Here is a 25484-nt window from a genome sequence, read left to right on the forward strand (position 1 = left end):
GCGGGCCTTTGTCGTCTTGGATCGCGTCTGGCGTGAGGCTGTGCCAGCGCCTCAGACGTGCACGAAGCCGGCGCGTTCCCAGGCCTCCGCATGTAGCTGGTCGCGGTCGAATCCGATGTCGCGCAGCGTGCGCTCGTCGAGCTGGTCGAGATAGGCGAGCTGCGTGCGGTAGTGAACGTAGCGCTTGAGAACGTCGAAAATGGCTGTGATGAACATCTGCCTCTCCCCATGGGTCTGGTTGCTTGCTCGGCGGGGGATTGCTGATCCATCCAGGTAGCCATTGCGTTAAGGCGCACCGTCCAATCGTCTCGCCCGGTAATTCCACGGCCCATCAGGCCATGATGTCCCGGTTCTCCGGATGGTCTCGGAGGTAGTCGGCGACGAAGCTGCAGCCCGCGATGACCTTGCGGCCGTCGGCGCGGATCAGCGCGAGGGCACCTTCCACGAGCTGCGAACCGATGCCGCGGCCTCGCAGCGGTAGCGGGGTCTCGGTGTGGGTGATGATCACCCCCTGCGGCGTGGCCCGGTAATTGGCAAACGCGACGTGGCCGTTGATGTCGAGCTCGAAGCGGCTCCCGGCCTTGTTGTCACGGACATCAGTCATGCGCCTCTACTTTCGTTTAGGTTTCTCGGTGATCTTGAGGAACTCCGCCAGCAGTGCACGGATCGACCATGGCTTGCCATCGACCGCACCCCGGATGTCGTCGATCTTCCATTGGCCCGCTTCGCGCACGAGGTCGTAACGGATGATGTCGTCGGCCTGTTCCTTGCGCTCGGTCCGGTGGCCGCGAATACTGACCGCGACGGTTGCCTTGTCGCCGTCCTGCATTTCCGACGTCACCTTGAACGAGGCGACATCGGGATCCTGCGAATTCGTGACGGGATCGAAATCGATCGCCCCGACCTCGCCCTTGGGCGTGCGGGCGTCCATCTTCGCCCATTGGGCGGCCAGCGACTTCGACAGATATTTCGCGCGCGCCGCCTTGTCCTCGATGACGAAGGTGCCGCCATCCTCCCCCTTGCCCTTGGCGACGCGGGTGTAGATCGCAGTCATGATGCCGACAGGCTCGCTGGAAGCAGGCGCCTGCGCGTGCAGCGGAGAAGCGGCGAGCACGCCAGCGAGGCCGAGAAGCAGGAAGCGACGATCGATCATGGTTGTCCTCAAATCAGATTCGGCGCGCGGTGATATGAAGAAATGCGCGGCCGGCCACGGTTTGTCGCGCGGCATCCGCATCCGTTCGAAACACGCCACCGCATGGGTGGGATGGGGAGGCCGGCCTTGCGAGGGCGAGCAGGACCGGGATAAACAGGCCCAAAGGTATCGGGCGGCTGAGATCGCCTGAAGGATCGATCGAGGGGACGCTTCCATGGGTCTGTTCGTCAGCAGCAGCGGCGCGAGAGATTGTCGATGACACCGGCACCCCTGCGCATGTCCCGCCGGGTGATGAACCTCGCGCATATCGTCACGCAAAATGGCCGCCGGCTCGGCGACCGCGTCGGCTTCGTCTGGGGCGAGAGGTCGTGGACCTGGCGCGAAATCGACGCGATGGTCTCGGCGCTCGCGGCGGCGCTGGCCGAGCAGGGGATCGCCAAGGGCGATCGCATTCTGGTGCACTCCAAGAACTGCGAGGAGATGTTCGTCTCGATGTTCGCCGCGTTCCGGCTCGGCGCGGTCTGGGTGCCCACCAATTTCCGACTGATGCCGGACGAGGTCGCCTATCTCGCGACCGCCTCGGGCGCGAAGGCGTTTCTCTGCCACGGCGACTTTCCGGATCATGCTGCCGCAGTGACGACTGCTGACTTTACCTGGCGCATCGGTGAAGGCGGCAGCTTCGGCACGGGGGCCGTGGCCGACGCAATGAAGGCGCATGTCGGCGCACACGTCGCGAACGCGGCCGTCGAGCATGACGATCCCTGCTGGTTCTTCTTCACCTCCGGCACGACCGGTCGCTCCAAGGCGGCGGTGCTGACGCATGGCCAGATGGCGTTCGTCATCACGAACCATCTTGCAGACCTGACGCCGGGCACGACCGAGCACGACGCGTCGCTCGTCGTGGCGCCGCTGTCGCACGGCGCCGGCGTGCACCAGCTGATGCAGAGCGCGCGCGGTGCCAAGACCGTGCTGCTGCCGAGCGAGAAGTTCGACATCACCGAAGCCTTCCGCCTGATCGAGATGCATCGCGTCAGCAACCTGTTCACGGTCCCGACCATCCTGAAGATGATGGTCGAGCATCCCGCGGTCGACCAGTTCGATCACTCCTCGCTGCGCCACGTGATCTATGCCGGCGCGCCGATGTATCGCGAGGACCAGAAGCGCGCGCTGGCGCGGCTCGGCAAGGTGATCGTGCAGTATTTCGGCCTCGGCGAGGTCACCGGCAACATCACTGTGTTCCCGGCCGCGGCGCACGAGGAAGAGGATGGGCCGGAGGCGCGGATCGGCACCTGCGGCTATGAGCGCACCGGCATGCAGGTCTCGATCCAGGACGATCAGGGACGCGAGCTGAAGCCGGGCGAGACCGGCGAGATCTGCGTCATCGGTCCGGCCGTGTTCGCGGGCTACTACGACAATCCCGACGCCAATGCGAAGGCGTTTCGCGACGGCTGGTTTCGCACCGGCGATCTCGGCCACATGGATGCGCAGGGCTTCGTCTACATCACCGGCCGCGCCTCGGACATGTACATCTCCGGTGGCTCCAACATCTATCCGCGCGAAGTCGAGGAAAAGATCCTGACGCATCCCGACATCGGCGAGGTCGCGGTGCTCGGCGTGCCCGATCCGGTGTGGGGCGAGGTCGGTGTTGCCGTCTGCGTGGCGCGCGAAGGTGCGGCCGCGCCGAGCGAGAGCGCGATCGCCGGCTATCTCGCCACCAAGCTGCCGCGCTACAAGATGCCGAAGCGCTTTTTCTTCTGGGACGCGTTGCCCAAATCGGGCTATGGCAAGATTCCGAAGCGTCTGGTGCGCGACGAGCTCGAGGCGCGCGGCCTGCTCGATCTCACCAGGCAGGGCTGACGCGTGATGCGATCCATCACCCAGCCCGGTGCGCCCGTCGCGGATCGCATCCAGTGGGTCGAGGCCCGCGGCCGTGTGTTCACCTTCACCATGGAGCAGGGGTTGCCGCTCTTGGACGCCGCGCGCCGCGGCTTTGCGGCCAATGGCTTTGCCGGCGGTGTGCTCGATATCAAAGGCGGTGCGCTCGGACCGTTCGCCTATGTGATGCCGGCGCTGTCGAAGACGGCGGATCATGCCGCGTTCTACAGCGACACCTATCGTCCCGCCGGTGTGACGCGCCTGTCGACGGGGACGATGACGCTCGGCGTGCGCGACGGCGCGCCATTCTTCCATTGCCACGCGCTGTGGATGGAGGAGGGGAGCCGCAACGGCGGCGGGCACATCCTGCCGGAGGAGACCATCGTCGCCGAGCCGTTCGAGGTCGACGCCTTCGGGCTCGACGGCGCGATCTTCACGGCAGAGCCGGACGTCGAGACCGGCTTCAAGCTGTTCGGGCCGGTAGCGGCCGCGCGAAGCGGCGCCATGACGGATCGCCGCGCCTTCGCGCTCCGACTGCGGCCGAACCAGGATTTCGCCGGCTGCCTTGAGGCATTCTGCCGGGCGCAGGGGATCAGCAAGGCCCGCATTCGCGGCGGCGTCGGCTCGACCATCGGGGCGCGCTTCGAGGACGGCGTCGTCGTCGAGCCGTTCGCGACGGAGCTGACCATCACCGCCGGCGCGATCGCGCCGGGCGACGACGGCCTTGAAGCCACTGTTGACGCCGCGCTGGTCGACTACACCGGCGCGCTCGCGCGGGGGCGCCTCGTCCGCGGCGACAATCCGGTGCTGATGACGATGGAGCTGGTGCTGGAGGTCGTGGCGTAGCCCGCGTGGGCCGGTGGCCGATGCGGGCGCGATGTGCGAGATTGCCGGTGATGTCACCGAGGTTGTGAAGGCGTCATGGCGAGGAAGCAACGCGAGATCCGGCTGCCGGCCCCTTATCTGAAGCGGCTGTGGCTCGATCCGGCGAAGATCTCCGATCGCGCGGCCTATCCGTTTTGCCTGCCGTTCCTGCAGGACGCGTTCGAGCTCAGCTTCACCAACGCCATCACCATCATTGTCGGCGAGAACGGCACCGGCAAATCGACCCTGCTCGAAGGCATTGCCGCGCTCGCGGGCTACGACGAAGCTGGCGGCGGCAAGGGTTACATGCCGGTCGACCATGGGCGTGCGATCGAGCGTATGGGCGGCGCACTCGCCGCCGCGCTGCGCGCGAGTTGGTTGCCGAAGATCACGCAAGGCTGGTTCTTCCGCGCCGAGAGCTTCTTTTCGGTGGCGCGCTATCTCGATCAGGCCGCACTGGACGATCCGTTCGGCGGGCCGCCGCCCGACTTCCTGTCCCATTCGCATGGCGAGGGGTTCCTGCGCTTCTTCGAGGAACGCTGCCAGCGCCAGGGCATCTACATTTTCGACGAGCCGGAATCGGCACTGTCGCCGGCGCGCCAGATCGAGTTCCTGAAGCTGATGCGGCGCATGGATGACTCCAGCCATTGCCAGGTGCTGATGGCGACGCATTCGCCGGTCCTGATGGCCTATCCCGGCGCGACCCTGTTGCGGCTGACCAAATACGGCCTGGAGAAGGTCGCGGTGCAGGATACGGATCATTTCAAGGCGATGCGTGAGTTCTGCGCCGACCCCGACGGCTTCGTGCAGGCGGTGCTGGCGGAGTGAGGCCGGGATGATAGGCGAGCAGAGCGAAGCCTGCTCGGCCGTCATTGCGAGCGAAGCGAAGCAATCCAGGATCCCACGAGGACTCTGGATCGCTTCGTCGCTTTGCTCCTCGCGATGACGGAGAGACATGACTGCGCGTTCTCGCCGTGCCAGGTGCACCCGAGCTTTGACGTTCATTCCGCCCTCCTCAGTGAGAGGGCGCAGGGAAGGCCGGGTGCAGGCCGCACCCATGGCCCGCCTGCGAAAAAAATGCAGGCGGCAGGAACCACAGGATTGGCCGAACAACCGGCCTTCCCTGCGCGACGGTTTCTACCGGCTTATACGCGCTCTCCTCGGTGCGCCGGGCCTTCTGGCCACCGTCATCGGCGCGACGCCTTGAAGGCATCGACACCCACTTGACCTCAGCGTCGGGAGGTCAGGACCACACGATTTCGCCGTCCGCCACAAAACCCGTCGTCTGCGCAAAAGCGCCGGGCCCGTGACGTCCATCGCATCCCGCCCTCCACGCCCGTGACGACCGCGAAGCGCCCCTCTCGTGAGGACAGGACGCATGCAGGAAAACAGAAATTCCGAAATGGCGAAACAGGAATATTTTTCACGGCAGGACTGGACAAGGGTGATGCCGCTGATCCCCGTGCGCAAATTTAGGTTTTGCGCGCATGGCCGTTTTGGTGTCAAAACGGCCGCGTCGTGGCTCGGCCATGTGCGCGCCGTGCCCGTCGGGCGACTCGGAACGTGACAGGAGCGAAGGAAGAGGGGCTGCATGCCGGAGCAGATCGGTCGCCACGACAAGCTCGAACAGGCGCTCCTGGCCCTGGATGATCGCGCCATGGTGCTGGAGGAGCTCGACGGCTTCATCGCCGGCCTGCTCGTGCTCCCTGAGCCGATTCCGCCGGGCGAATGGTTCGCGGCGGCCTTCGGGCTCGGCAAGGGCCGTCGCTCCGTGTTCACCAGCATCGACCATGCCAACGAGGTGCTCGGGCTGGTCATGGACTATCACCGGGAGATCGCGCTGACGCTCGCGCATCATCCGGAGCAGTACCAGCCGCGCTTTCCTATCGACGGCTTCAACGGCGAGGTCGTCTGGGAGCTGTGGATCGACGGCTTCGCGGCGGCCACGAACCTGCGTCGTGACAGGTTCGATGCGTATGAGCGGGTGGGCGGCGAAGTCGCCATGGCTGCGGTCGGTCTGATGATGATGATCGGCGCAACTCTCGACGAGAACCCGGATCCCGTCGAATATCGAAATCTCAGTCGCAACGCGCCCCAGAATATCCGCGAGGCGGTGCTGACGCTGCATCAATACCGGCAGAGCGGGGCTCCGCTGCCCGCGTCCACCAGCTTCGCCCGGCAGCCCAATCCCTTCGCGTCGTTCGGCAAGGTCGGCCGCAACGACCCCTGTCCGTGCGGTTCCGGCCAGAAATACAAGCGCTGCTGCGGCGCGAATTGATCGGCCACGACACGGTCTTTTTTGTTGCAACAATCGGGAGCGGTGTAAAGATGCGCCGCCGCGCGCCGGATGCGCCGGCCAATGAGAGTGACTGAGGAAACGACATGAGGATGGTGTTCGGCAAGGCGCTGGCCGTGACGGCGGCGCTCGCGATCGCAACGACGGTCCTGACCACAGCGGATGCGCATGGTCCGACCCGGCGCAAGGTGCAGGAGCACGTCGAGATCAACGCCGCGCCCGCCAAGGTGTGGGCCGTGATCGGCAACTTCCAGGACATGAGCTGGCTCGGCGTCGTCGACAAGACCGCGGGCGACAAGGGCAACGAGATTGGCGCCACGCGCAAGCTGACCCTGAAGGGCGGCGCTACCGTCGACGAGGAGCTCTACAAATACGACGCCGAGAAGATGAGCTATTCGTACCGTATCACCGCCGTCGACGTGAAGGTGCTGCCGGTGACGAACTACTCGTCGACCATCGCGGTGACGCCGAGTGCGGACGGCAAGGGCAGCGTGGTCGAATGGACCGGCGCGTTCTACCGCGGCTTCCCCAACAACGATCCGCCACCGGAACTGAACGACGAGGCCGCGGTCAATGCGGTGACCGGCCTGTACAAGGGCGGGCTCGAAGGACTGAAGAAGAAGGTGGAAAGCGGGAGCTGATTGGATACGACCATGTCGCCAAGTCAGCGCTGCGCTCCCTCTCTCCGTTCTTACGGGGAAAGGGTTGGGGTAAGGGGCTGCCGAACGGGTGGTGTGGGTGGTTGGACCTGTGCCCCCTCACCCGGATTGCATCTGGCGATGCAATCCGACCTCTCAGCGCGAGCGAAGCTCGTCGCGGCCCCGCATCCGCCTTCGCTCTGCGAGCTACGGCGGACAAGAGCGGGGCGAGGTGGGTACAAGGCAAGGCGCTGCACCACTCATCGTCTCCCAGATCCTATTCGAGCGTTTCTGCTCGCAGCCTTGCTCGTCTGCTGCGCCAGTGCCCATGCCGAGGAGGCCTTCGTCACCAACCAGCTCAGCGACGATCTGACGATCGTCGACCTCGCGACCTCGAAGCCGGTGGCGACAATCCCGATCGGCGGCAAGCCGGCCGGCGTCGCGGTGGCTGCCGACGGACGCTTCGCCTATGTGGCGAGCCCGGACGACAAGAGCGTGAGCGTCGTCGACGCTGTCGCGCGAAAGGTGGTTGGACGGGTCGAGGTCGGTGGCGGGCCGCTCGGCATTGCCGTGACGCCGGACGGTTCGACGGTCTACGTCGCAGACTGGTACAACGCCGCAATCCGCGTGATCGATGCGAAGACCCGGACCGTGACCGGCAGCATCGCGGTCGGCGCCTCGCCGTCGGGGCTTGCGGTGACACAAGACGGCAAGCTGCTGCTCTCCGCCGACCGCGATGACGACATGGTCTCGGTGATCGACACGGCGACGCGCCAGCGCCTTGCGACCATCAAGGTCGGCACGCGGCCGTTCGGTGTCACCATCGACGCCGAGGGCAAGCGCGCCTACACGGCAAATGTCGCCTCCAACGACGTCTCGGTGATCGACCTCGCCGAGCGCCGCGAGATCGGCCGGGTCAAGACCGGTTTGCGGCCCTATGCGGTGGCGCTGGCGCAGGGCAGGGGCTTCGCCACCGACCAGTATGACGGCACGGTCAGCGTGTTCGACCTGGCGAGCCTGCAGCCGCTCAAGCGCATTAGCGTCGGCGACTATCCGGAGGGCATCGAGGCGACCGCCGACGGCCAGCGCGTCATCGTCGCCAATTGGGAGAGCAACATTCTGAGCGTCATCGACGTGGCCGCGCTGAAGGTCACCGGAGAGATCAAGGTCGGCGACGGTCCGCGCGCATTCGGCGCGTTCCTGCGGCGGTGAGCAGGTCCGCCGGTGGCGGAAATGGAGTTGCATCTGCAGCCTCCGTCACTGCGAGCGCAGCGGCGCAGCGAAGCAATCGAGGCCGCGCGAAGACTCTGGATTGCTTCGCTGCGCTCGCAATGACGCGGTGAGGTTATCGAGGCTCGTCATTATCCCTGCATGTCGCCGGCGGCGCTGATGCAGGCTACGAATCTCGTCTGGCGGGCACCACCAACCGCTCCACGATCTCGTCCATCCGGGTGAACAGCATCTCCGGCTGGTGGTCGCGCAGCGCCTGCTCCGCGGCATAGCCCCATGTCACCGCGCCGAAGGCGATGCCGGCGGCACGCGCCGCCTCGATGTCGCGGGTCTCGTCGCCGATCGCGATGGCCTCTGCCGGGTCGACGCGCAGCCGCTTCAGCACCCGGCGAAACTTCCGTGCCTTGCCGAACACCGAGGCCGAGCAATCGAAATCGGCGAACAGCCCGGCGCGCGATCCGAGCTTCTGCCGCGCGTTGGCCTCGCTGTCCGACGAGACCAATGCGAGCATGGTGCCGTTCGCGGCAAGCGTGTCGAGCATGATGTCGACGCCTGCGAACAGCGGGATGCTCGCTGCATGCGCCGTCTTCAGTTGGCGCACGTGGCGCGCGATGAAGGGCAGCTTCCAGCGCGGCACCTGAAGGAAATCGAGGATCTCACGGGTCGAGGCATGGCGGAGCCCGTCGATGTCCTCGTCCTTCACCTGACGAAAGCCGAAGCGCTGCGCGACGACGTTCACGTGGGTGCGAAACCACGGGAAGCTGTCGGCGAGGGTGCCGTCGAGATCAAAGATGACGAGAGAGTAGGGCATCGCGCGAGGTGAGCGTGGCGAGGAGCTGATGATCGTCGAGGCGTGTCGTCCTGCGACAGCCTGCGCCATAGCAATGGGAGGGGCGGCGCGCAATGAGATGCGATCATTGCGTGTCGCAGCTCCACGGTGACGTTTGATGATCAGGGGTTGAACATGTTGTGATGTGCACCTGGAGATAACGCGGTCTATCATCCCGGTGGGCCGGCGGATCAGGGTCTGCCTGCCCGATTTGATCGAAATTGTTTTCATCATTCAAGCCAGAGAGATTTCACATGGCCCTCAACAAGGTTGCTGCAGCGTATCTGTCCTACTTCGCCTATATCGACGACGCGCTCGATGTGGTTCAGCCGAGCGATTTCGTGGCGATGCTGAAGTCCGTCCCATCGGGTGCGGCGAACGGTCCGTGGTCGCTATGCTGGGGCCCGGCGGTCAACAACGGCGTGCTCGCCTACGTCGCGCAAGGCAGCGACGGGAGCTACGCGGTGGCGTTCCGCGGCACCGATGTTGATGGCTCGGTCGCCGGCGCGTTCGAGAACGTGCTCGCCGATGCCGATGCTGTCTTCCAGGTGCCGTGGCTGTATCCGCAGCAGGCCGGAGCGCCGCTGCAGATCAGCGCCGGAATCAACGACGCGCTGGCGCTGGTCATCGCGCTCACCGATCCCACGACGGACCTGTCGCTGCTGGACTATCTGCGCGGCCTTGCGGCCAAGCAGAACCTGCAACTGATGGTGACCGGGCACAGCCTCGGCGGCGCGCTCGCCGTGGTGGCGACGGCGTGGCTGCAGGACCAGTTGCCGAAGCTGAACTCGTCGCTGACGTTCACGCTGTGGCCGCACACCTTCGCGGCTCCGACGATGTGGAACGCGGGCTTCGCGACGACCTTCGCAAAGAGCTACACCTATTACGCGGCGGTCAACAGCAACGACATCGTGCCGATGGCCTGGGCCAACCTGAACGGAATTCTCGGTACCTATCCGCCGCCGGCGCCGGTCCTGAAGGATACCAACTACTACTCGATCTACAAACCGCTCGAGTGGCTCAGCGCAGCGATCCCGACCTATACGTCGATTGCGCCGAGCAATCCGGATCTGTTCACGATCACGCCGATCGTCGAGGCGAACGACTCCTGGACCGCGGAAGCCGGCTACATGCATTCCATGCAGCTGCAGTATTTCCCGCATGCGACCGGCACGAAGGCGCCGCCGCTGCCGGGAGTCACCAAGACCGGCGTGGCGCGGCCACGGGCGGTCGCCGTCGCGGCCTGAGCGCCGCAGGGCAGCTTTTGCGGGGCTGGGTTCGCTCAGTCCTGCAAGGGGGCTCGGTGCGGCGGCCGATCAACCTTTCATCACGATTATTGTGAGTGTGCGCTGCGGGAACGCCTGGCGCCGTGCGGTGGTTGACCCCGCACAGAAGCGAGGAGAGAGACATGCAACGTACGATCAAGATGGCCGCGCTGGCCGGAGCCACGCTGGTGATCGGCACCGCCGCCGCGTCCGCGCAGGGCTATGCCCGATTCGGCGACTCCATGGCCTGGGTGCCGCCGGCGCAGACCTCCGATTCCGAGCCGGTGTATGGCGGAGCGCCGGCGCCGGCCTACGCGCCGGGTCCGGTGGCTGGCCCAGTGGCCTGGGGCGGCGGTTACAACGGCACCAACCATCCGACCCCGGGCTCGACCCAGGGCGATGTCGGCCCGTCCGGCAACAACAACGGCACGCTGACCGGCGCCTACCGGCAGTGGTAGTTGCCGTCTGGCGCTGAAGTGAGTCGATCAAGCCCGCCGCTCCGACAAGAGCGGCGGGTTTGTCGTCTGAGAGGACGCCCAGTCGCTTGCGAGATGATGCGACCAGCTTCCGGATCATCTGATCGCGGCAACGTGAGCGCCACGTTGTGTCGCACACATGTTGTGGCGGGTGGCGGAACTGCCGGGGCATGACGATGGTTTGTTCCTCGATGAATTGGGAACAACGGAGCAAGTTCATGACACGCACGTTTGGATTGGCCGCGCTGGCCGCCGTCACGCTGGTCGCCGGCACGATCGGCGCCTCGGCCGGCGAATACGGGCCGGGCGGCTACGGCTATGGCGGCCAGGTCACCAGCACCTATGCCTACCGCGACTCCTTCGCCTGGGCGCCAGGGCCGGTCTATGAGGAAGGCTACGTCGCCGTCGCGCCGGGCCCGTATGACGGCCCGGGCTGGGGCGCCGGCTACAACGGCACAAACCACCCGACCCCAAGCTCGACCCAGGGCGACGTCGGACCGCGCGGCAACAACAACGGCACGCGGAGCGGGTATTATCGCCAGTGGTAATCTGAGTTCGTTGCAGAAACATCGAGCCCGCCGCTCTGCAGGGAGCGGCGGGCTTTGCTGTGATGAACCGGTATCGACCACATGCGTCATTGCGAGGAGCGCAGCGACGAAGCAATCCAGAGTCGCGTACGCGGCCCTGGATTGCTTCGCTTCGCCCGCAATGACGATCGATACAAGGGAGTTGAGGGCAACTACTCCGCCGCCTCGCTGGCCGCGCCGCGGCCGCGCTTCTTCGGCTTGGCCGACTTCTCCAGCACCGGCTTGAGGAACTGGCCGGTGTAGCTGCGCGGCGCCTTGACGATATCTTCCGGCGGGCCCCAGGCGACGATCTCGCCGCCGCCGTCGCCGCCCTCGGGGCCGAGGTCGATGACCCAGTCGGCGGTCTTGATGACCTCGAGATTGTGCTCGATCACGACGACCGTGTTGCCCTGCGCGACCAGCTCGTGCAGCACCTCCAAGAGCTTCTTGACGTCATGGAAGTGCAGGCCCGTCGTCGGCTCGTCCAGGATGTAGAGCGTGCGGCCGGTGGCGCGCTTGGACAGCTCCTTGGCGAGCTTGACGCGCTGGGCCTCGCCACCGGACAGCGTGGTGGCCTGCTGGCCGACATGGATGTAGTCGAGGCCGACGCGGCGCAGGGTCTCGAAGGTGTCGCGCACGCGCGGCACCGCCTTGAAGAACTCCGCGGCCTCCTCGACGGTCATGTCGAGCACGTCGGCGATCGACTTGCCCTTGAACAGCACGTCGAGCGTCTCGCGGTTGTAGCGCTTGCCCTTGCAGACGTCGCAGGTGACGTAGACGTCGGGCAAAAAGTGCATCTCGATCTTGATGACGCCGTCGCCCTGGCACGCCTCGCAGCGGCCGCCCTTGACGTTGAAGGAGAACCGGCCGGGCTCGTAGCCGCGCGCCTTGGATTCCGGCAGGCCGGCGAACCATTCGCGGATCGGCGTGAACGCGCCGGTATAGGTCGCGGGGTTGGAGCGCGGCGTGCGGCCGATCGGCGACTGGTCGATGTCGATGATCTTGTCGATATGCTCCAGCCCCTCGATGCGGTCGTGCGGCGCGGCTGCCTCGTTGGCGCCGTTGAGCTTGCGTGCGATCGCCTTGTAGAGCGTGTCGATCAGGAGCGTCGACTTGCCGCCGCCGGACACGCCTGTGATCGCGGTGAACAGGCCGAGCGGGATCTCGGCCGAGACGTTCTTCAGATTGTTGCCGCGGGCATTGACGACCTTGATGGTGCGGCGATGGTTCGGCGGCCGCCGCTCCGGCACCTCGACCTCGAACTCGCCGGTGAGATATTTGCCGGTCAGCGACGCCGGATTGCGCATGATCTCGGCCGGCGTACCCTCGGCGACGATGTGGCCGCCATGGGTGCCGGCGCCGGGGCCGATGTCGAGCACATAGTCGGCGAGGCGAATCGCGTCCTCGTCATGTTCGACGACGATGACGGTGTTGCCGAGGTCGCGCAGCCGCTTCAGCGTGTCGAGCAGGCGGGCATTGTCGCGCTGGTGCAGGCCGATCGACGGCTCGTCGAGCACGTAGAGCACGCCGGTCAGCCCCGAGCCGATCTGCGACGCCAGGCGGATGCGCTGGCTCTCGCCGCCGGACAGCGTGCCGGAGGAGCGCGCCAGGGTCAGGTAGTTGAGGCCGACGTCGAGCAGGAAGGTGAGGCGGTCGCGGATCTCCTTCAGGATTCGCGTGGCGATCTCGGTCTGCTGCGCGTTCAGGGCCTTCGGCACCTCGGCGAACCACTCGCCGGCCGCCTTGACGGAGAGGTCGCTGATCTCGCCGATGTGCTTGTCGCCGACCTTGACGCACAGCGCCTCGGGCTTCAGCCGAAAACCCGTGCAGCCGGCGCAGGGCACGTCGTTGAAGTATTTGCCGAGCTCCTCGCGCGCCCACTCGCTCTCGGTCTCGCGGAAGCGGCGCTCGATGTTGGTGATGACGCCCTCGAACGGCTTCTTGGTGTCGTAGGCGCGGACGCCGTCCTCATAGGTGAACTTGATCTCGTCGTCGCCGGAGCCGTGCAGCAGCGCGTTCTGCGTCTTCTTCGGCAGATCCTTCCACTTGGTGTCCAGCGTGAACTTGTAGAACTTGCCGAGCGCGGTCAGCGTCTGCAGGTAATAGGGCGACGACGACTTGGCCCAGGGCGCGATCGCGCCCTTGCGCAGGGTGACGTCCTTGTCGGGAATGACGAGGTCGGCATCGACGTGCTGCTCGACCCCCAGGCCGCCGCATTCCGGGCAGGCACCGTAGGGGTTGTTGAACGAGAACAGCCGCGGCTCGATCTCGGGGATCGTGAAGCCGGAGACCGGGCAGGCGAACTTCTCCGAGAACAGGATGCGCTCGGGCCCGCTCTTGTCGTGGATCTTTGCGGTTTTCTTCTTTTCCTTCTCCTCCGCCGGCGCGGCCGAGGCGGGAGCGTCCGCGAACTCGATGACGGCCAGGCCTTCGGCGAGCTTCAGCGCAGTCTCGAAGCTTTCTGCGAGACGCTGGCCGATGTCGGGGCGCACGACGATGCGGTCGACGACGACGTCGATATCGTGCGGGAACTTCTTGTCGAGCGTGGGCGCCTCGGCGAGCTCATGGAAGGTGCCGTCGATCTTGACGCGCTGAAAGCCCTTCTTGAGATATTCGGCGAGCTCCTTCTTGTACTCGCCCTTGCGTCCCCGCACGACCGGCGCCAGCAGATAGAGGCGGGTGCCCTCGGGCATCGCCAGCACGCGGTCGACCATCTGCGAGACGGTCTGGCTTTCGATCGGCAGGCCGGTCGCCGGGGAGTAGGGCACGCCGACGCGCGCCCACAGCAGGCGCATGTAGTCGTAGATCTCGGTGACGGTGCCGACCGTCGAGCGCGGGTTCTTCGAGGTCGTCTTCTGCTCGATCGAGATCGCCGGCGACAGGCCGTCGATCTGGTCGACGTCCGGCTTCTGCATCATCTCCAGGAACTGGCGGGCATAAGCCGACAGCGATTCGACGTAGCGGCGCTGGCCCTCGGCGTAGATCGTATCGAAGGCGAGCGAGGATTTGCCGGAGCCGGACAGGCCGGTGAACACGACGAGCCTGTCGCGCGGGATCTCGACGTCGATGTTTTTCAGATTGTGCTCGCGGGCGCCGCGGATGGTGATGGCCCGCAGGCTCGACTGGTTGGCTTGCGCGCGCTGCTTGGCCTTGAGCACTTCATCCATGACGATCGTCCCACGGCGCAGAGTCGCGCCATCGTTGCAGGCGCGTTTCGCCGGAAGCCGGCCATCGGACGCCAGGGGGAAAAGGTATGGTCGGAACGTAGGAAGAACGGAGCTGGATTTCCAGTGCCGTCAGCGAATCATCAACAATGCGCTCAGGGAATGGCAGCGACTGGCAGGAGGCTGCCGGTTCCGTCCTGTTTTGTGCACGATCCCACAAAGAAAAAGCCTCCGCTCTGGCAGAGCGGAGGCTGTGTGCGTTGGCCCGGAGGCAAAAACTTAGAAGTGGTAGTTGATGCCGACCTGACCGGAATGCACGTTGAGGGTGCCGGTCGTGAGCGTGCCGAGGCCGGTGAAGGTGTAGCTCTCGCCACCGAAGCTCTTGTAGAGGTACTCGCCCTTCAGCGACCAGTTCGGGGCGAACATGTACTCGACGCCAGCGCCGACGGTCCAGCCGGAGTGGATCTTGCTGTCGGCAGCGGCGAAGCCGGGGGCCGTCAGCGAGATGCGGTTGTCGGCCCAGGCGTAACCACCGGTCGCGTACAGCAGGGTCGGGCCGAAGGCGTAGCCGATGCGGCCGCGGACAGTGCCCCAGTCGCGGATCTTGGACTCGGCGTTGACACCGAGCGCGCCGACGTTTGCGTTGATGTCGGCCCAAGCGGCGTCGGCCTCGAGGCCGAACACGACAGCACCCTGCTGCCAGTTGTAGCCGACGGTGCCGCCGGCGAAGCCGCCCTTCATGGCCGCGAAGTCAGCATTCTCGTTGGCATAGCCGCCCATGGCACCGATGTAGAAGCCGGTCCAGGTCAGCACCGGCGCGGCAACCGGGGCCTTGGTGTAGGTCGGGCGTGCGGCAAGATCAGCGGCGGCAGCGGGAGCGGCCAGGGCGGCCAAGGCCACGGTCGCGAGCAGGATCTTCTTCATTCCAGTCTCCAGTTTATTTTTATTCCTCGAAGTCCGCATCGCACCGATAAGCTTACGCACGAAACAGACTCACCCGTTCAAGTTGACGAGGTTCCTATAGCCCGGTTCCGTACGGATTACCGTCACCCTGAAGACACACTCGCGCCCAAACCGCGTTTTTACGGCCAAGTTCCAGAAAGCCTATGTCACTCAGTTACTTGGTTCCGGGTGTGGCGAGCCGGCAAGGTGGCATCAGGGCAACAAAAAAGGCCGGCTTTCGCCGGCCCTTCTCGGAACCTGTCGGTTTGCAGGCATCAGTACTTTGCGATGACCGGGCCGCCGAAGTGGTAGCTGAGGCCGGCCTTGACCGTGTGAACGGTGTCCTTCCACTCGGAGCGGTTGAGCGCCGCAGCGCTGTACTGGATCGTGCTCTTGCCGAAGTCGAGATAGTTGTACTCGAGCTTGGCCGACCAGTTCGGCGCGAACATGTATTCGGCGCCGGCGCCGACCGTATAGCCCCAGCGGGTGGTGTTCTGGCTGAAGACGTTGCCGGGCACGCCGTCATAGCGATGCTGCAACTGGCCCACCGCGGCGCCGCCGCTGACGAAGAACAGGGCGGGACCGGCGGCATAGCCGAGGCGGCCCTTGATGTCGCCGAAGCTGGTCAGCTTGGTGAAGAAGGTGTCGCCGACGCCGGCATTGACCACGGCGGAGCGGCCGTTGATGTCGGCCCAGTGATAGTCGCCTTCGAGGCCGAACACGACGTTGTCGACCTGCCAGTTGTAGCCGACCACGCCGCCGACGAAGCCGCCATTGGTGTTGTAGTTCTGGGTGCCCAGGAAGCCCGGCGCATTGAAGCGGCCGAGGAAGGTCTCCTTGCTGGTGCCCCAGCCGCCGCCGCCCTGGATGCCGGCGTAGAGGCCCGACCAGCTCAGGATCTGCGCGACCATCGGCGGCGCCTTGGTGTACGGGCGGGCCGCCATGTCGGCCGCCGACGCGGATGTGGCGGATGCGATGCCGACGAGCGCCGTCGTGATCACAAGCAACTTCTTCATCAAATTCTCCCCCGGGAGGTTGGAATGACAAGCGATGGGCAAGTCATACACAGGGCATCCCGGAGAGGCTGTAACGCGCCCGCCACAGAAATGAAAAAGCGTTATATATCATATATTTAGCACAAAAACGCCGCGACGCTGCCGGGCTGTTGACACGAAAAAGGCCGGCGCGAGGGCCGGCCTTTCCGAATGCGTGCGAGCGGCGGCTTTTTTCAGTAGCGCGTGCCCATCGGCGCCCCGAATCGATAGTTCACGCGGACGGTCGCCATGTCGATGTCCTGCTTGATGGTATCGACGCGCGACAGCACGGTTGCGGTGGCCGGGAAGCTGATGTCGCGCGAGCCCATGAACAGGTGGTCGTACTCGACGGCGACCGACCAGTTCGGCGCGAAGCCGAACTCGACGCCGGTACCGACGGTGCCGCCCCAGCGGGTCTCACTGGCGGAATCCAGCAGTGTGCCGACCGGGAAGGGCGCGGCCGCATTCGCCGTGCCGGTGTATTTGTTGTGGGTGACGGCGGCGCCGCCCTTCACGTACCAGAGCACGTTGCCCCAGGCGTAGCCGACCTGGCCGGTGAACAGGCCGATCGCATCGGTCTTGGTGGTGTTGGTGATGCCCGCGGCCAGCGCAGCCGTGCTCGCATTGGACGACTTCAGGTCGGTCCAGTTGCCCTGGGCCTCGACGCCGAACACCCAGCTCGCCGCCTGCCAGCGATAGCCGACCTGGCCGCCGATGAGGCCGCTCGAGGCGTTGTCGCAGCCTTCGGACTGGGTCGGCACGACCGCCACGCCGCCGACGCGGTTGAGCGTCCAGCAATTGTGGCTCCAGTCGGCGCCGCCATTGACGCCGAGGTAGAACCCGGCCCAGCTCGGCAGCGGCGTGACATAGGCCGGCGGCGGCGCCTTGCTGTAAGGGCGCGTCGCGAAGTCGGCCGCCGAGGCCGGCGCCAGTCCCAGCGCCGCGGCGCTTGCGGTCAAGATCAAGGTCGTCTTCTGCATTCGTCTCTCCCCAGTCCCAATACACCACGCTCCGGATCCCTCCGATCCGGGCCCACGCGAAGGTGGCCTGTGGCTGGTTGTAAGGGAGACTGCTTTCCAAACTCGTGACCGGGACGAGCCGTGTGGCGGGATGTGCCGATCGTGCTTAAGCGCGGGTAAAGACGGCGACTGCCAGAGCCGACGGGGGGAGCTGTGTCACAGCGTGAGTGACGACAGGCCGGGCAAGCGCCGCCGCGTGAGATCCCGAGTGTCAGCCCTCGAGGGTCAGTGCTTGGAAACGACGGGACCGCCCCAGCGATAGTTCACGCGGACCGTCGCCATGTCGACGTCCTGGCCGACCGCATCGGTCCGGCCCGCGGCTCCAAGGGGAACACCCGAGAAGCCGAAGGTGCGGTTGCCCATGAACAGGTGCTCGTATTCGGCTGCGACCGACCAGTTCTTGGCGAAGCCGACCTCGACACCAGTCCCGACCGCAGCCCCCCAGCGCGTGGCGCTGGACACGTCGAGCACCACGCCCGTGGCCGTGGAGAGGCCGTTGTACTTCTCACCCGCGACCGCGGCGCCACCCTTCACGTACCAGAGCACGTTGTTCCAGGAATAGCCGATCTGGCCGGTGAACACGCCGATGCCGTTGATCTTGGTCTGGTTGGTCACGGCCGGGGCGAACTGGCTGGTGTTGCTGCCCTTGAGGTTGGCCCAGTTGCCTTGACCTTCGATGCCGAACACCCAGCCGCCAGCCTGCCAGCGATAGCCGATCTGGCCGCCCGCCAGCGCGCCGGTCGCATCATGGCAGCCTTCCGCGTTGGTTGCGGCCACGCCGGCAAAGCTGACCTTGTTGGTCCAGCAGGTGCGGGCCGCTGCGCCACCGGCATTCAGGCCGATATAGAAGCCACTCCAATCATAGATCGTCGTGATCATCGCAGGCGCTTTGGTGAAGGTGCGCGCGGGCAGATCGGCAGCGATGGCCGGCGCAATCCCCAGCGCCAGCGAAGTTGTCGCCCCCAGCAACAGCCTTCTCATCGCATTCCCCAAACCACGTCCGACGCCCGCACGCACGCTCTCACCAACGCCCACCCGCCGGACGTTGATAGCTCCTTCCGCCGTAAAAAGCCGTCACCCAAAGGACACAACGGCTCGGCAAGTGCCGGTTCTGGCACACAAAAAAGGCCGGCGCGAGGCCGGCCTTTCGACATATTCGCTTTTTGCGTGCAATCAGTAGCGCGACACGATCGGGCCGCCGAAGTGATAGGAGACGCCCGCCTTGACGGTGTGCACGGTGTCGCTCCACTCGGAGCGGTTGGTCGGAACCGCGCTGTACTGAATCGAGCTCTTGCCGAAGTCGAGATAGTTGTATTCGACCTTGGCCGACCAGTTCGGCGCGAACATGTACTCGGCGCCGGCACCGATCGTCCAACCCCAGCGCCAGTTGTTCTGAGCGAAGCTATTGGCCGCGCCACCATTGAGCGCCGCGTCGTAGCGGTGCTGGAGATCGCCGACGGCAGCGCCGCCGCTGACAAAGAACAGCGCCGGACCCGCAGCCCAGCCGAGGCGGCCCTTGATGTCGCCGAAGCCGCGCAGCCTGGTGAAGTAGGTATCGCCGAGACCGGCGTTGACGACGCCCGACCGGCCGTTGATGTCGGCCCAGTGATAGTCGCCCTCGAGACCGAACACGATGTTGTCGACCTGCCAGTTGTAGCCGACCACACCGCCGACGAAGCCGCCGCTGGTGTCATAGTTCTGGGTGCCGGCAAAGATCGCCGTATTCGGCGCCCCGAAGAAGGTCTCGTTGCTGCGGCCCCAGCCGCCGCCGCCCTGCAGGCCGAGGTAGAAGCCGGCCCAGGTCGGAAGCGGCGCCGGCGCCATCACCGGGGCCTTCGTGTACGGGCGGGCGGCGAGATCGGCGGCTCCCGCCGGCGTCAGCGCCCCCAAAACCATCAAGCTGACAGCTCCGAGAAAAATTCGTTTCATCCCAAGTCTCCCGCGTTGGGCGTCTCCAAAATGGTCCCCGGAGACGCTCGTCTGTGAAGTTGGTGCGACCACGCTTGCGGCCCCAATCCATCCTCAAATATACGCGATTCAACCCTGGATACCGTCTCCCAAAAGCCACAGCCGAGGAGGAAGTGAGGCTGGCTAACTTGATGAAAGTTAATCCCTTTTTCGTGAATAAGGGAACTTTTTCCGGGTTCCATTGCGAGAACTTGCGGTTCCATCGAGTTCCGCGGAACTCGACGCACGGTTGTAGACATATGCGCGCGAACAAAACTGGAACAATGGCCTTCCGCCTGCTATATGTGGATAAGCAATGGACAGGGCGGGTGGACCGCGCGGCAACCGTATAGGGTCCGCCGCGAGAGGAAGGGTTAGCCACCGGACGCCGTGAGGCCGGTGTGGACGGCCGGTCCGATGATCGAGAACCGCGGGAGAGTGGTGATGGCGGGTAGTGTGAACAAGGTGATTCTGGTCGGCAACCTCGGCAAGGACCCCGAGATCCGGCGCACGCAGGATGGGCGGCCGATCGCCAATCTGAGCATTGCGACGTCGGAAACGTGGCGCGACAAGGCGACAGGCGAGCGCAAGGAAAAGACCGAGTGGCACCGCGTGGTGATCTTCAACGAAGGTCTTTGCAAGGTCGCCGAGCAGTATTTGAAGAAGGGCGCCAAGGTTTACATCGAGGGCGCGCTGCAGACCCGCAAATGGACCGATCAGAGCGGTGTCGAGAAGTACTCGACCGAGGTCGTGCTGCAGGGCTTCAACTCCACCCTGACGATGCTCGATGGCCGGGGCGGCGGTGGCGGCAGCTTCTCCGATGACATGGGTGGCGGTGATTTTGGCAGCAGCGGTCCGTCGATGGCGCCGCCGCGCCGCGCGGTTGCTTCGGCGGGCGGTGGCGGACGCAACAGCGACATGGACGACGACATTCCGTTCTGAAATTCAGGGCGCGCCTTGGTGTGAAGGAGAAGGCGCGATCTCGGTGAAGCTGTGGGGTGTACGCGCCGCCGGCGGCGCGTCGCCTCCAGGTGGTTTCGGGCGCTCACGATGGGAGTGCCCGGTGATGTGGGAGAGGGGTTCTACCGCCCTGTTGTCGCCATCAGGTGCGGGGGATAGCGTTCTCCCTCAACCTTGATCGCAACTGCGGCCTGCTCCATCTGGGCGAGATCGTCCGCAGTGAGCTCGACGTCGGCGGCCTTGAGATTCTCGTCGAGGCGATGGAGCTTGGTCGTGCCCGGAATGGGAACGATCCACGGCTTTTGCGCGAGCAGCCAGGCGAGCGCGATCTGGGCCGGCGTGGATGCCTTGCGTTCGGCGATCTGCTTGAGGAGATCGACCAGCGCCTGGTTGGCCTTCATCGCCGCGGGCGTGAAGCGCGGCAGGGTGCTGCGGAAGTCGTTGTCGGCCAGCGTGGTCGTCTCGTTCATCGCGCCGGTCAGAAAGCCTTTTCCCAGGGGACTATAGGGCACCAGGCCGATGCCGAGCTCCTCGCATGCCTGAATGATGCCGTTGCTCTCGGGACCTCGGGTCCACAGCGAATACTCGTTCTGGAGCACGGCAACGGGCTGGACGGCATGCGCGCGCCGTACGGTCTGGGCGCTGGGCTCGGACAGGCCGAAGTGCCTGACCTTGCCTTGCCCGATGAGATCCTTGACCGCGCCGGCGACGTCCTCGATCGGCACGTCCGGATCGACGCGGTGCTGATAGAACAGATCGATGCGATCGGTCTTGAGCCGCTTCAGGGATGCCTCCGCGACCGCGCGAATGCGCTCGGGGCGGCTGTTCATCCCTGATGACCGGCCGGTCGCCGGGTCGATCGCAAAGCCGAACTTGGTGGCGATGACCACCTTGTCCCGAACGGGAGCCAGGGCGTCGCCGACCAGCTCCTCATTCGTGAACGGTCCATAGATTTCGGCGGTGTCGAAAAATGTCACGCCGCGATCGAAGGCGGCGCGGATAAGGTTGACCGCGTCGTCCTTCTCGAGCGCGTGACCGTAGCCGAAGTTCAGGCCCATGCAGCCGAAGCCGATGGCCGACACTTCGAGGCCGCTCTTGCCCAGGGTTCTCTTCTTCATCCGGTTCTCCTGTCCGTCCTGCGGTCAACGCCGGCATCACGCGTCGTCAACCTTGCCGTCCGGGCTGAACCTAAGGCTGTGACCGCGATAACATTAGAGGCTAGAATGCGCATACTTTTATGAAATGGAATCATGAATGCTGCGCGAGAACCTGAACGACGTCCTTGGTTTCCTCGCTGTCGCCCGGGAGGGAAGCTTCACGCGGGCGGCTGCCAGGCTCGGCGTCAGCCAGTCGGCGCTCAGCCATGCCCTTCGCAATCTGGAGGCCCGGCTCGGCGTGCGGCTGCTGGCGCGCACGACGCGCAGCGTCGCCCCGACGGCCGCCGGTGAACGTCTGCTGCGGAGCATCGGACCCCGGTTCGATGAGATCGAAACGGAACTGGCGGGGTTGAGGGAATTGCGCGACAGGCCCGCCGGCACGATCCGGATCACGGCGGGAGAGCATGCCGCGGACTCCGTGCTCTGGCCGGCGCTGAAAAAGCTGCTTCCGCTGTATCCCGACATCAAGGTCGAGGTCGTGACCGACTATGGACTGACCGATATCGTCGCCGAGAGATTCGATGCGGGTGTCCGCCTCGGCGAGCAGGTCGCCAAGGACATGATCGCCGTCAGGATCGGGCCGGACCTGCGCATGGCCGTGGTCGGCTCACCGGCCTATTTCGCCGTGCGGTCGCGGCCAAGGAAGCCGCAGGATCTCACGGACCACAATTGCATCAACATCCGACTTCCGACCCTGGGCGGGATCTATGCGTGGGAGTTCGAAAAGCGTGGACGCGCGCTGAAGGTGCGCGTGGACGGGCAACTGGTGTTCAACAACATCGCGATGCGCATGAACGCGGTGCGCGCCGGGCTCGGGCTCGCTTATCTGCCCGAGGATCAGGTCCGGGACGACCTTGCGCGAGGCAAGCTCGTTCGCGTCCTGGAAGACTGGTGCGCGCCGTTTGCCGGCTATCATCTGTATTTTCCCAGCCGCCGGCAGCCCACATCCGCGTTCACGGTGCTGGTCGACGCGCTGCGCTATCGCACATGACGAGCCCGGTTCGCGAGATCGTTTCGCCGGACAAACGGATTTTGCTGAAGAATCAACGGCTCTCGCGCGCCGCTGGCAGTCTCTCTGCAACTGCGGCGCTGAGGCGGGAAAACAAGTGCGGCGGCACGGCTGAAGTCCAGTCCGCGGGGGGGCGTCCGGGGCACCGTCGGTCGCAGCGTAAGACCTCGTTAAGTCGCTGGAAATGCGGCCAAAAAATCCGTCTTGCCGGTGCGTCAAGGGGTGGCCTGCCGTGACGCGATGCGCTATATGATTCCAAGCGATTTTCGCGTGTCAAAACCGACCGGTATCCCCTTTGTCCGATAAAGAAGATGAGAAGCCCGGCGAGCCGGGCGGACCTTCCGACATTCGTCCCGTCTCCATCCTCGATGAGATGAAGCGCTCCTACCTCGATTACGCGATGAGCGTGATCGTGTCGCGAGCGCTGCCCGATGCGCGCGACGGCCTGAAGCCGGTGCATCGGCGCATCCTCTATTCGATGTACGAGCAGGGGCACACGCCCGACAAGAAATACGTCAAGTCCGCGCGCGTGGTCGGTGACGTCATCGGTAAATACCATCCGCATGGCGACCAGTCGATCTACGACGCCATGGTGCGCATGGCGCAGGACTTCTCGATGCGCGTGCCGCTGATCGACGGCCAGGGCAATTTCGGCTCCGTCGACGGCGATCCGCCGGCCGCCTACCGATACACCGAAGCGAAGCTCGCCAAGTCGGCGATCCCGCTGCTCGACGACATCGACAAGGACACCGTCGACTTCCAGCCGAACTACGACAATTCGGACAAGGAACCGTCGGTTCTTCCGGCCAAATATCCGAACCTGCTGGTCAATGGCGCCGGCGGCATCGCGGTCGGCATGGCCACCAACATCCCGCCGCACAATCTCGGCGAGGTGATCGATGCCTGCATCGCGCTGATCGACAATCCCGCGCTCACGATCGACGAGCTCATCAACATCATTCCGGGGCCGGATTTCCCGACCGGCGGCATCATTCTTGGACGCGCCGGCGTCCGCTCGGCCTATCATCTGGGCCGCGGCTCGATCATGATGCGCGGCAAGGTGACGATCGACACGATCCGCAAGGATCGCGAGGCGATCATCATCTCCGAGATTCCCTACCAGGTGAACAAGGCCACGATGGTCGAGCGCATCGCCGAATTGGTGCGCGAGAAGAAGGTCGAAGGCGTTGCCGACCTGCGCGACGAGAGCGACCGCGACGGCTACCGCGTCGTCGTCGAGCTGAAGCGCGACGCCGTGCCGGACGTCGTGCTCAACCAGCTCTACAAGTTCACGCCGCTGCAGACGAGCTTCGCCGCCAACATGCTGGCGCTCGACGGCGGCCGCCCGCAGACGATGACGTTGAAGGACCTGCTGACGATCTTCGTCGCGTTCCGCGAGCGTGTCGTCACGCGCAGGACCAAGTTCCTGCTCAACAAGGCGCGCGACCGCGCCCACATCCTGGTCGGCCTCGCCGTGGCCGTGGCCAATATCGACGAGGTCATCCGGGTCATCAGGACCTCGCCCGATCCTGCGTCCGCGCGCGAGGCGTTGATGTCGCGCGACTGGCCGGCGCGCGACGTCGAGGCCATCATCACGTTGATCGACGATCCGCGTCATCGCCTCGCCGAGGACGGCACCATCCGGCTGTCGTTCGAGCAGGCCAAGGCGATTCTCGACCTGCGTCTGCAGCGCCTGACCGCGCTCGGCCGTGAAGAGATTTCCGACGAGCTCGACAAGCTCAAGGTCGAGATCAACGACTATCTCGACATCCTGCGCTCGCGGGCGCGGGTGCAGGGGATCATCAAGGACGAGCTCGCCGCGATCAAGGCGGAGTTCGGCACGCCGCGCCGCACCGTGATCGCCGAGCAGGAAGGCGAGGTCGAGGACGAGGACCTGATCCAGCGCGAGGACATGGTCGTGACCGTGTCGCATGCCGGCTACACCAAGCGCGTGCCGCTGTCGGCCTATCGGGCGCAGCGCCGCGGCGGCAAGGGCCGCTCGGGCATGCAGACCCGCGAGGAGGATTTCGTCAGCCGGCTGTTCGTGGCCTCCACGCACACGCCGGTGCTGTTCTTCTCGTCGCGCGGCCAGGTCTACAAGGAGAAGGTCTGGCGGCTGCCGATCGCGGCGCCCAACGGGCGCGGCAAGGCGCTGATCAACATCCTGCCGCTGGAGCAGGGCGAGCGCATCACCACGATCATGCCGCTGCCGGAGGATGAATCCTCCTGGGCCAATCTCGACGTGATGTTCGCCACCACCGGCGGCAACGTCCGCCGCAACAAGCTGTCGGATTTCGTCGACGTGCGCCGCTCCGGCATCATCGCGATGAAGCTCGACGAGGGCGAGGAGATCGTCAACGTGCAGATCTGCACCGAGCGTGACGACGTGCTGCTCACGGCGTCGGGCGGGCAGTGCATCCGATTCCCCGTCACCGACGTGCGCGTCTTCACCGGGCGGACCTCGATGGGCGTGCGCGGCATCGCGCTCGCCGGCGGCGACAAGGTGATTTCGCTGTCGATCCTGCGCCATGTCGAAACGACCTCGGACGAGCGTACGGCGTACTTGAAGATGCGGCGGGCGATGTCGGGCGATGCTGCCACCGAGGAGCCGGTCGAGACCGAGGGCGAGGAGGCGGCCGCTGGCGCGATCCAGCTGTCGCAGGAACGCTATGTCGAGATGTCGGCGCAGGAGCAGGTGGTGCTGACCGTCTCGGTCAACGGCTACGGCAAGCGCACCTCGTCCTACGAGTACCGCACCACCGGCCGCGGCGGCAAAGGCATCGTCGCGATGTCCGTCAACAACCGCAACGGCAAGCTCGTCGCCTCATTCCCGGTCGAGGATGGCGATCAGATCATGCTGGTGACGGACAAGGGGCAGTTGATCCGTTGCCCCGTCGACGGCATCCGCATCGCGGGACGCTCGACCCAGGGCGTCATTGTGTTCGACACCGCCGATGATGAGCATGTCGTGTCGGTGGAGCATATCGGCGAGGAGGCCGAGAACGGCAACGGGGCCAGCGAGCAGGCAAATGGCGAGTAAAGGCGCGACCGGCGAATAGT

Annotated in this window: 24 protein-coding genes; 13 read left to right on the plus strand and 11 right to left on the minus strand. The window is 65.3% G+C overall.

All coding sequences use genetic code 11. The features are described 5' to 3' along the window. Positions 1-51: 51 nt before the first annotated feature. The 3 genes from ACQR13_RS20470 to ACQR13_RS20480 all read right to left on the minus strand — a co-directional run bounded on the left by ACQR13_RS20470 (position 52) and on the right by ACQR13_RS20480 (position 1153). Entirely contained in the window at positions 52-216 is a 165-nt protein-coding gene (locus tag ACQR13_RS20470) for a DUF1127 domain-containing protein (protein ID WP_315751025.1), read from the minus strand. A 115-nt stretch (positions 217-331) separates the two neighbouring features. Next, positions 332-604, minus strand: a complete 273-nt coding sequence (locus ACQR13_RS20475) for a GNAT family N-acetyltransferase (protein ID WP_315711742.1) — start codon at positions 602-604, stop codon at positions 332-334. Positions 605-610: 6 nt separating this feature from the next. Beyond that, positions 611-1153: a DUF3828 domain-containing protein gene (locus ACQR13_RS20480; protein ID WP_315827630.1), complete on the minus strand. Its 543-nt coding sequence runs from the start codon at positions 1151-1153 to the stop codon at positions 611-613. Between the two features lie 255 nt (positions 1154-1408). Here ACQR13_RS20480 and ACQR13_RS20485 point away from each other — a divergent pair, with 255 nt between their 5' ends. From ACQR13_RS20485 to ACQR13_RS20515, 7 genes are all read left to right on the plus strand, one after another. Beyond that, on the plus strand, positions 1409-3010 hold the full coding sequence (locus ACQR13_RS20485; RefSeq protein WP_434863143.1) for an acyl-CoA synthetase: 1602 nt from the start codon (positions 1409-1411) through the stop codon (positions 3008-3010). A gap of 6 nt (positions 3011-3016) precedes the next feature. After that, positions 3017-3874, plus strand: coding sequence for a PCC domain-containing protein (locus ACQR13_RS20490; protein ID WP_316188441.1), 858 nt, complete (start codon positions 3017-3019; stop codon positions 3872-3874). A 75-nt stretch (positions 3875-3949) separates the two neighbouring features. Next, positions 3950-4720, plus strand: a complete 771-nt coding sequence (locus ACQR13_RS20495; RefSeq protein ID WP_315827535.1) for an AAA family ATPase — start codon at positions 3950-3952, stop codon at positions 4718-4720. Positions 4721-5270: 550 nt separating this feature from the next. Further along, positions 5271-5459 (plus strand): hypothetical protein, encoded by a 189-nt coding sequence (locus ACQR13_RS20500; protein ID WP_434863144.1) that lies wholly within the window; start codon positions 5271-5273, stop codon positions 5457-5459. A gap of 24 nt (positions 5460-5483) precedes the next feature. After that, entirely contained in the window at positions 5484-6170 is a 687-nt protein-coding gene (locus ACQR13_RS20505; protein ID WP_316192969.1) for a UPF0149 family protein, read from the plus strand. A 104-nt stretch (positions 6171-6274) separates the two neighbouring features. Continuing rightward, complete coding sequence (locus tag ACQR13_RS20510) at positions 6275-6829, plus strand: SRPBCC family protein (protein WP_315827537.1); 555 nt, start codon at positions 6275-6277, stop codon at positions 6827-6829. A gap of 276 nt (positions 6830-7105) precedes the next feature. Beyond that, positions 7106-8038 (plus strand): cytochrome D1 domain-containing protein, encoded by a 933-nt coding sequence (locus ACQR13_RS20515; protein ID WP_315712611.1) that lies wholly within the window; start codon positions 7106-7108, stop codon positions 8036-8038. 184 nt (positions 8039-8222) lie between these two features. On the opposite strand, the gene ACQR13_RS20520 is transcribed toward ACQR13_RS20515, so the two are convergent. Further along, positions 8223-8867 carry an HAD hydrolase-like protein gene (locus ACQR13_RS20520; protein ID WP_315711750.1) on the minus strand — a complete coding sequence of 215 codons (645 nt, stop codon included), beginning with the start codon at positions 8865-8867 and terminating at the stop codon, positions 8223-8225. A 272-nt stretch (positions 8868-9139) separates the two neighbouring features. On the opposite strand from ACQR13_RS20520, the gene ACQR13_RS20525 reads away from it, so the two are divergent. The 3 genes from ACQR13_RS20525 to ACQR13_RS20535 all read left to right on the plus strand — a co-directional run bounded on the left by ACQR13_RS20525 (position 9140) and on the right by ACQR13_RS20535 (position 11174). Next, complete coding sequence (locus ACQR13_RS20525; RefSeq protein ID WP_316165342.1) at positions 9140-10132, plus strand: lipase family protein; 993 nt, start codon at positions 9140-9142, stop codon at positions 10130-10132. Between the two features lie 161 nt (positions 10133-10293). Further along, a complete protein-coding gene (locus ACQR13_RS20530) occupies positions 10294-10608 on the plus strand; it encodes a hypothetical protein (RefSeq protein ID WP_316175352.1) in 315 nt (104 codons plus the stop codon). 236 nt (positions 10609-10844) lie between these two features. Beyond that, positions 10845-11174 (plus strand): hypothetical protein, encoded by a 330-nt coding sequence (locus ACQR13_RS20535; protein ID WP_316175353.1) that lies wholly within the window; start codon positions 10845-10847, stop codon positions 11172-11174. A gap of 191 nt (positions 11175-11365) precedes the next feature. Here the strand turns inward: ACQR13_RS20535 and uvrA are convergent, their stop codons facing one another. The 6 genes from uvrA to ACQR13_RS20565 all read right to left on the minus strand — a co-directional run bounded on the left by uvrA (position 11366) and on the right by ACQR13_RS20565 (position 19280). Next, positions 11366-14359 (minus strand): excinuclease ABC subunit UvrA, encoded by a 2994-nt coding sequence (uvrA, locus tag ACQR13_RS20540; protein ID WP_316175355.1) that lies wholly within the window; start codon positions 14357-14359, stop codon positions 11366-11368. A 276-nt stretch (positions 14360-14635) separates the two neighbouring features. Continuing rightward, on the minus strand, positions 14636-15280 hold the full coding sequence (locus ACQR13_RS20545) for an outer membrane protein (RefSeq protein ID WP_315827541.1): 645 nt from the start codon (positions 15278-15280) through the stop codon (positions 14636-14638). A gap of 293 nt (positions 15281-15573) precedes the next feature. Next, entirely contained in the window at positions 15574-16314 is a 741-nt protein-coding gene (locus tag ACQR13_RS20550; RefSeq protein WP_315827542.1) for an outer membrane protein, read from the minus strand. Positions 16315-16526: 212 nt separating this feature from the next. Continuing rightward, positions 16527-17312, minus strand: coding sequence for an outer membrane protein (locus ACQR13_RS20555; RefSeq protein WP_434863145.1), 786 nt, complete (start codon positions 17310-17312; stop codon positions 16527-16529). A 264-nt stretch (positions 17313-17576) separates the two neighbouring features. Continuing rightward, positions 17577-18332 (minus strand): outer membrane protein, encoded by a 756-nt coding sequence (locus ACQR13_RS20560; protein ID WP_316170186.1) that lies wholly within the window; start codon positions 18330-18332, stop codon positions 17577-17579. Positions 18333-18524: 192 nt separating this feature from the next. After that, positions 18525-19280 (minus strand): outer membrane protein, encoded by a 756-nt coding sequence (locus tag ACQR13_RS20565; RefSeq protein WP_315711763.1) that lies wholly within the window; start codon positions 19278-19280, stop codon positions 18525-18527. A 462-nt stretch (positions 19281-19742) separates the two neighbouring features. Here ACQR13_RS20565 and ACQR13_RS20570 point away from each other — a divergent pair, with 462 nt between their 5' ends. Then, entirely contained in the window at positions 19743-20240 is a 498-nt protein-coding gene (locus ACQR13_RS20570) for a single-stranded DNA-binding protein (RefSeq protein WP_315711764.1), read from the plus strand. Between the two features lie 140 nt (positions 20241-20380). On the opposite strand, the gene ACQR13_RS20575 is transcribed toward ACQR13_RS20570, so the two are convergent. Further along, positions 20381-21376, minus strand: coding sequence for an aldo/keto reductase (locus ACQR13_RS20575; RefSeq protein WP_316165346.1), 996 nt, complete (start codon positions 21374-21376; stop codon positions 20381-20383). A gap of 136 nt (positions 21377-21512) precedes the next feature. Between ACQR13_RS20575 and ACQR13_RS20580 the strand changes: the two genes are divergently transcribed. Both ACQR13_RS20580 and gyrA read left to right on the plus strand, forming a co-directional pair. Beyond that, the gene (locus ACQR13_RS20580) at positions 21513-22406 is read left to right on the plus strand and encodes a LysR family transcriptional regulator (RefSeq protein WP_315711766.1); all 894 of its coding nucleotides are present in this window, start codon (positions 21513-21515) and stop codon (positions 22404-22406) included. Between the two features lie 313 nt (positions 22407-22719). Continuing rightward, positions 22720-25464 (plus strand): DNA gyrase subunit A, encoded by a 2745-nt coding sequence (gene gyrA, locus ACQR13_RS20585; protein ID WP_315827548.1) that lies wholly within the window; start codon positions 22720-22722, stop codon positions 25462-25464. The last annotated feature ends 20 nt before the right edge of the window (positions 25465-25484 follow it).

Source organism: Bradyrhizobium sp. HKCCYLRH3059, assembly GCF_051168035.1.
Taxonomy (GTDB): Bacteria; Pseudomonadota; Alphaproteobacteria; order Rhizobiales; family Xanthobacteraceae; genus Bradyrhizobium.

Bases quoted from the DNA above. Each gene is read 5' to 3' on its own strand.
- ACQR13_RS20470 (WP_315751025.1), bottom strand. From the start codon at position 216: ATGTTCATCACAGCCATTTTCGACGTTCTCAAGCGCTACGTTCACTAC.
- ACQR13_RS20475 (WP_315711742.1), bottom strand. From the start codon at position 604: ATGACTGATGTCCGTGACAACAAGGCCGGGAGCCGCTTCGAGCTCGAC.
- ACQR13_RS20480 (WP_315827630.1), bottom strand. From the start codon at position 1,153: ATGATCGATCGTCGCTTCCTGCTTCTCGGCCTCGCTGGCGTGCTCGCC.
- ACQR13_RS20485 (WP_434863143.1), top strand. From the start codon at position 1,409: ATGACACCGGCACCCCTGCGCATGTCCCGCCGGGTGATGAACCTCGCG.
- ACQR13_RS20490 (WP_316188441.1), top strand. From the start codon at position 3,017: ATGCGATCCATCACCCAGCCCGGTGCGCCCGTCGCGGATCGCATCCAG.
- ACQR13_RS20495 (WP_315827535.1), top strand. From the start codon at position 3,950: ATGGCGAGGAAGCAACGCGAGATCCGGCTGCCGGCCCCTTATCTGAAG.
- ACQR13_RS20500 (WP_434863144.1), top strand. From the start codon at position 5,271: ATGCAGGAAAACAGAAATTCCGAAATGGCGAAACAGGAATATTTTTCA.
- ACQR13_RS20505 (WP_316192969.1), top strand. From the start codon at position 5,484: ATGCCGGAGCAGATCGGTCGCCACGACAAGCTCGAACAGGCGCTCCTG.
- ACQR13_RS20510 (WP_315827537.1), top strand. From the start codon at position 6,275: ATGAGGATGGTGTTCGGCAAGGCGCTGGCCGTGACGGCGGCGCTCGCG.
- ACQR13_RS20520 (WP_315711750.1), bottom strand. From the start codon at position 8,867: ATGCCCTACTCTCTCGTCATCTTTGATCTCGACGGCACCCTCGCCGAC.
- ACQR13_RS20525 (WP_316165342.1), top strand. From the start codon at position 9,140: ATGGCCCTCAACAAGGTTGCTGCAGCGTATCTGTCCTACTTCGCCTAT.
- ACQR13_RS20530 (WP_316175352.1), top strand. From the start codon at position 10,294: ATGCAACGTACGATCAAGATGGCCGCGCTGGCCGGAGCCACGCTGGTG.
- ACQR13_RS20535 (WP_316175353.1), top strand. From the start codon at position 10,845: ATGACACGCACGTTTGGATTGGCCGCGCTGGCCGCCGTCACGCTGGTC.
- uvrA (WP_316175355.1), bottom strand. From the start codon at position 14,359: ATGGATGAAGTGCTCAAGGCCAAGCAGCGCGCGCAAGCCAACCAGTCG.
- ACQR13_RS20545 (WP_315827541.1), bottom strand. From the start codon at position 15,280: ATGAAGAAGATCCTGCTCGCGACCGTGGCCTTGGCCGCCCTGGCCGCT.
- ACQR13_RS20550 (WP_315827542.1), bottom strand. From the start codon at position 16,314: ATGAAGAAGTTGCTTGTGATCACGACGGCGCTCGTCGGCATCGCATCC.
- ACQR13_RS20555 (WP_434863145.1), bottom strand. From the start codon at position 17,312: ATGCAGAAGACGACCTTGATCTTGACCGCAAGCGCCGCGGCGCTGGGA.
- ACQR13_RS20560 (WP_316170186.1), bottom strand. From the start codon at position 18,332: ATGAGAAGGCTGTTGCTGGGGGCGACAACTTCGCTGGCGCTGGGGATT.
- ACQR13_RS20565 (WP_315711763.1), bottom strand. From the start codon at position 19,280: ATGAAACGAATTTTTCTCGGAGCTGTCAGCTTGATGGTTTTGGGGGCG.
- ACQR13_RS20570 (WP_315711764.1), top strand. From the start codon at position 19,743: ATGGCGGGTAGTGTGAACAAGGTGATTCTGGTCGGCAACCTCGGCAAG.
- ACQR13_RS20575 (WP_316165346.1), bottom strand. From the start codon at position 21,376: ATGAAGAAGAGAACCCTGGGCAAGAGCGGCCTCGAAGTGTCGGCCATC.
- ACQR13_RS20580 (WP_315711766.1), top strand. From the start codon at position 21,513: ATGCTGCGCGAGAACCTGAACGACGTCCTTGGTTTCCTCGCTGTCGCC.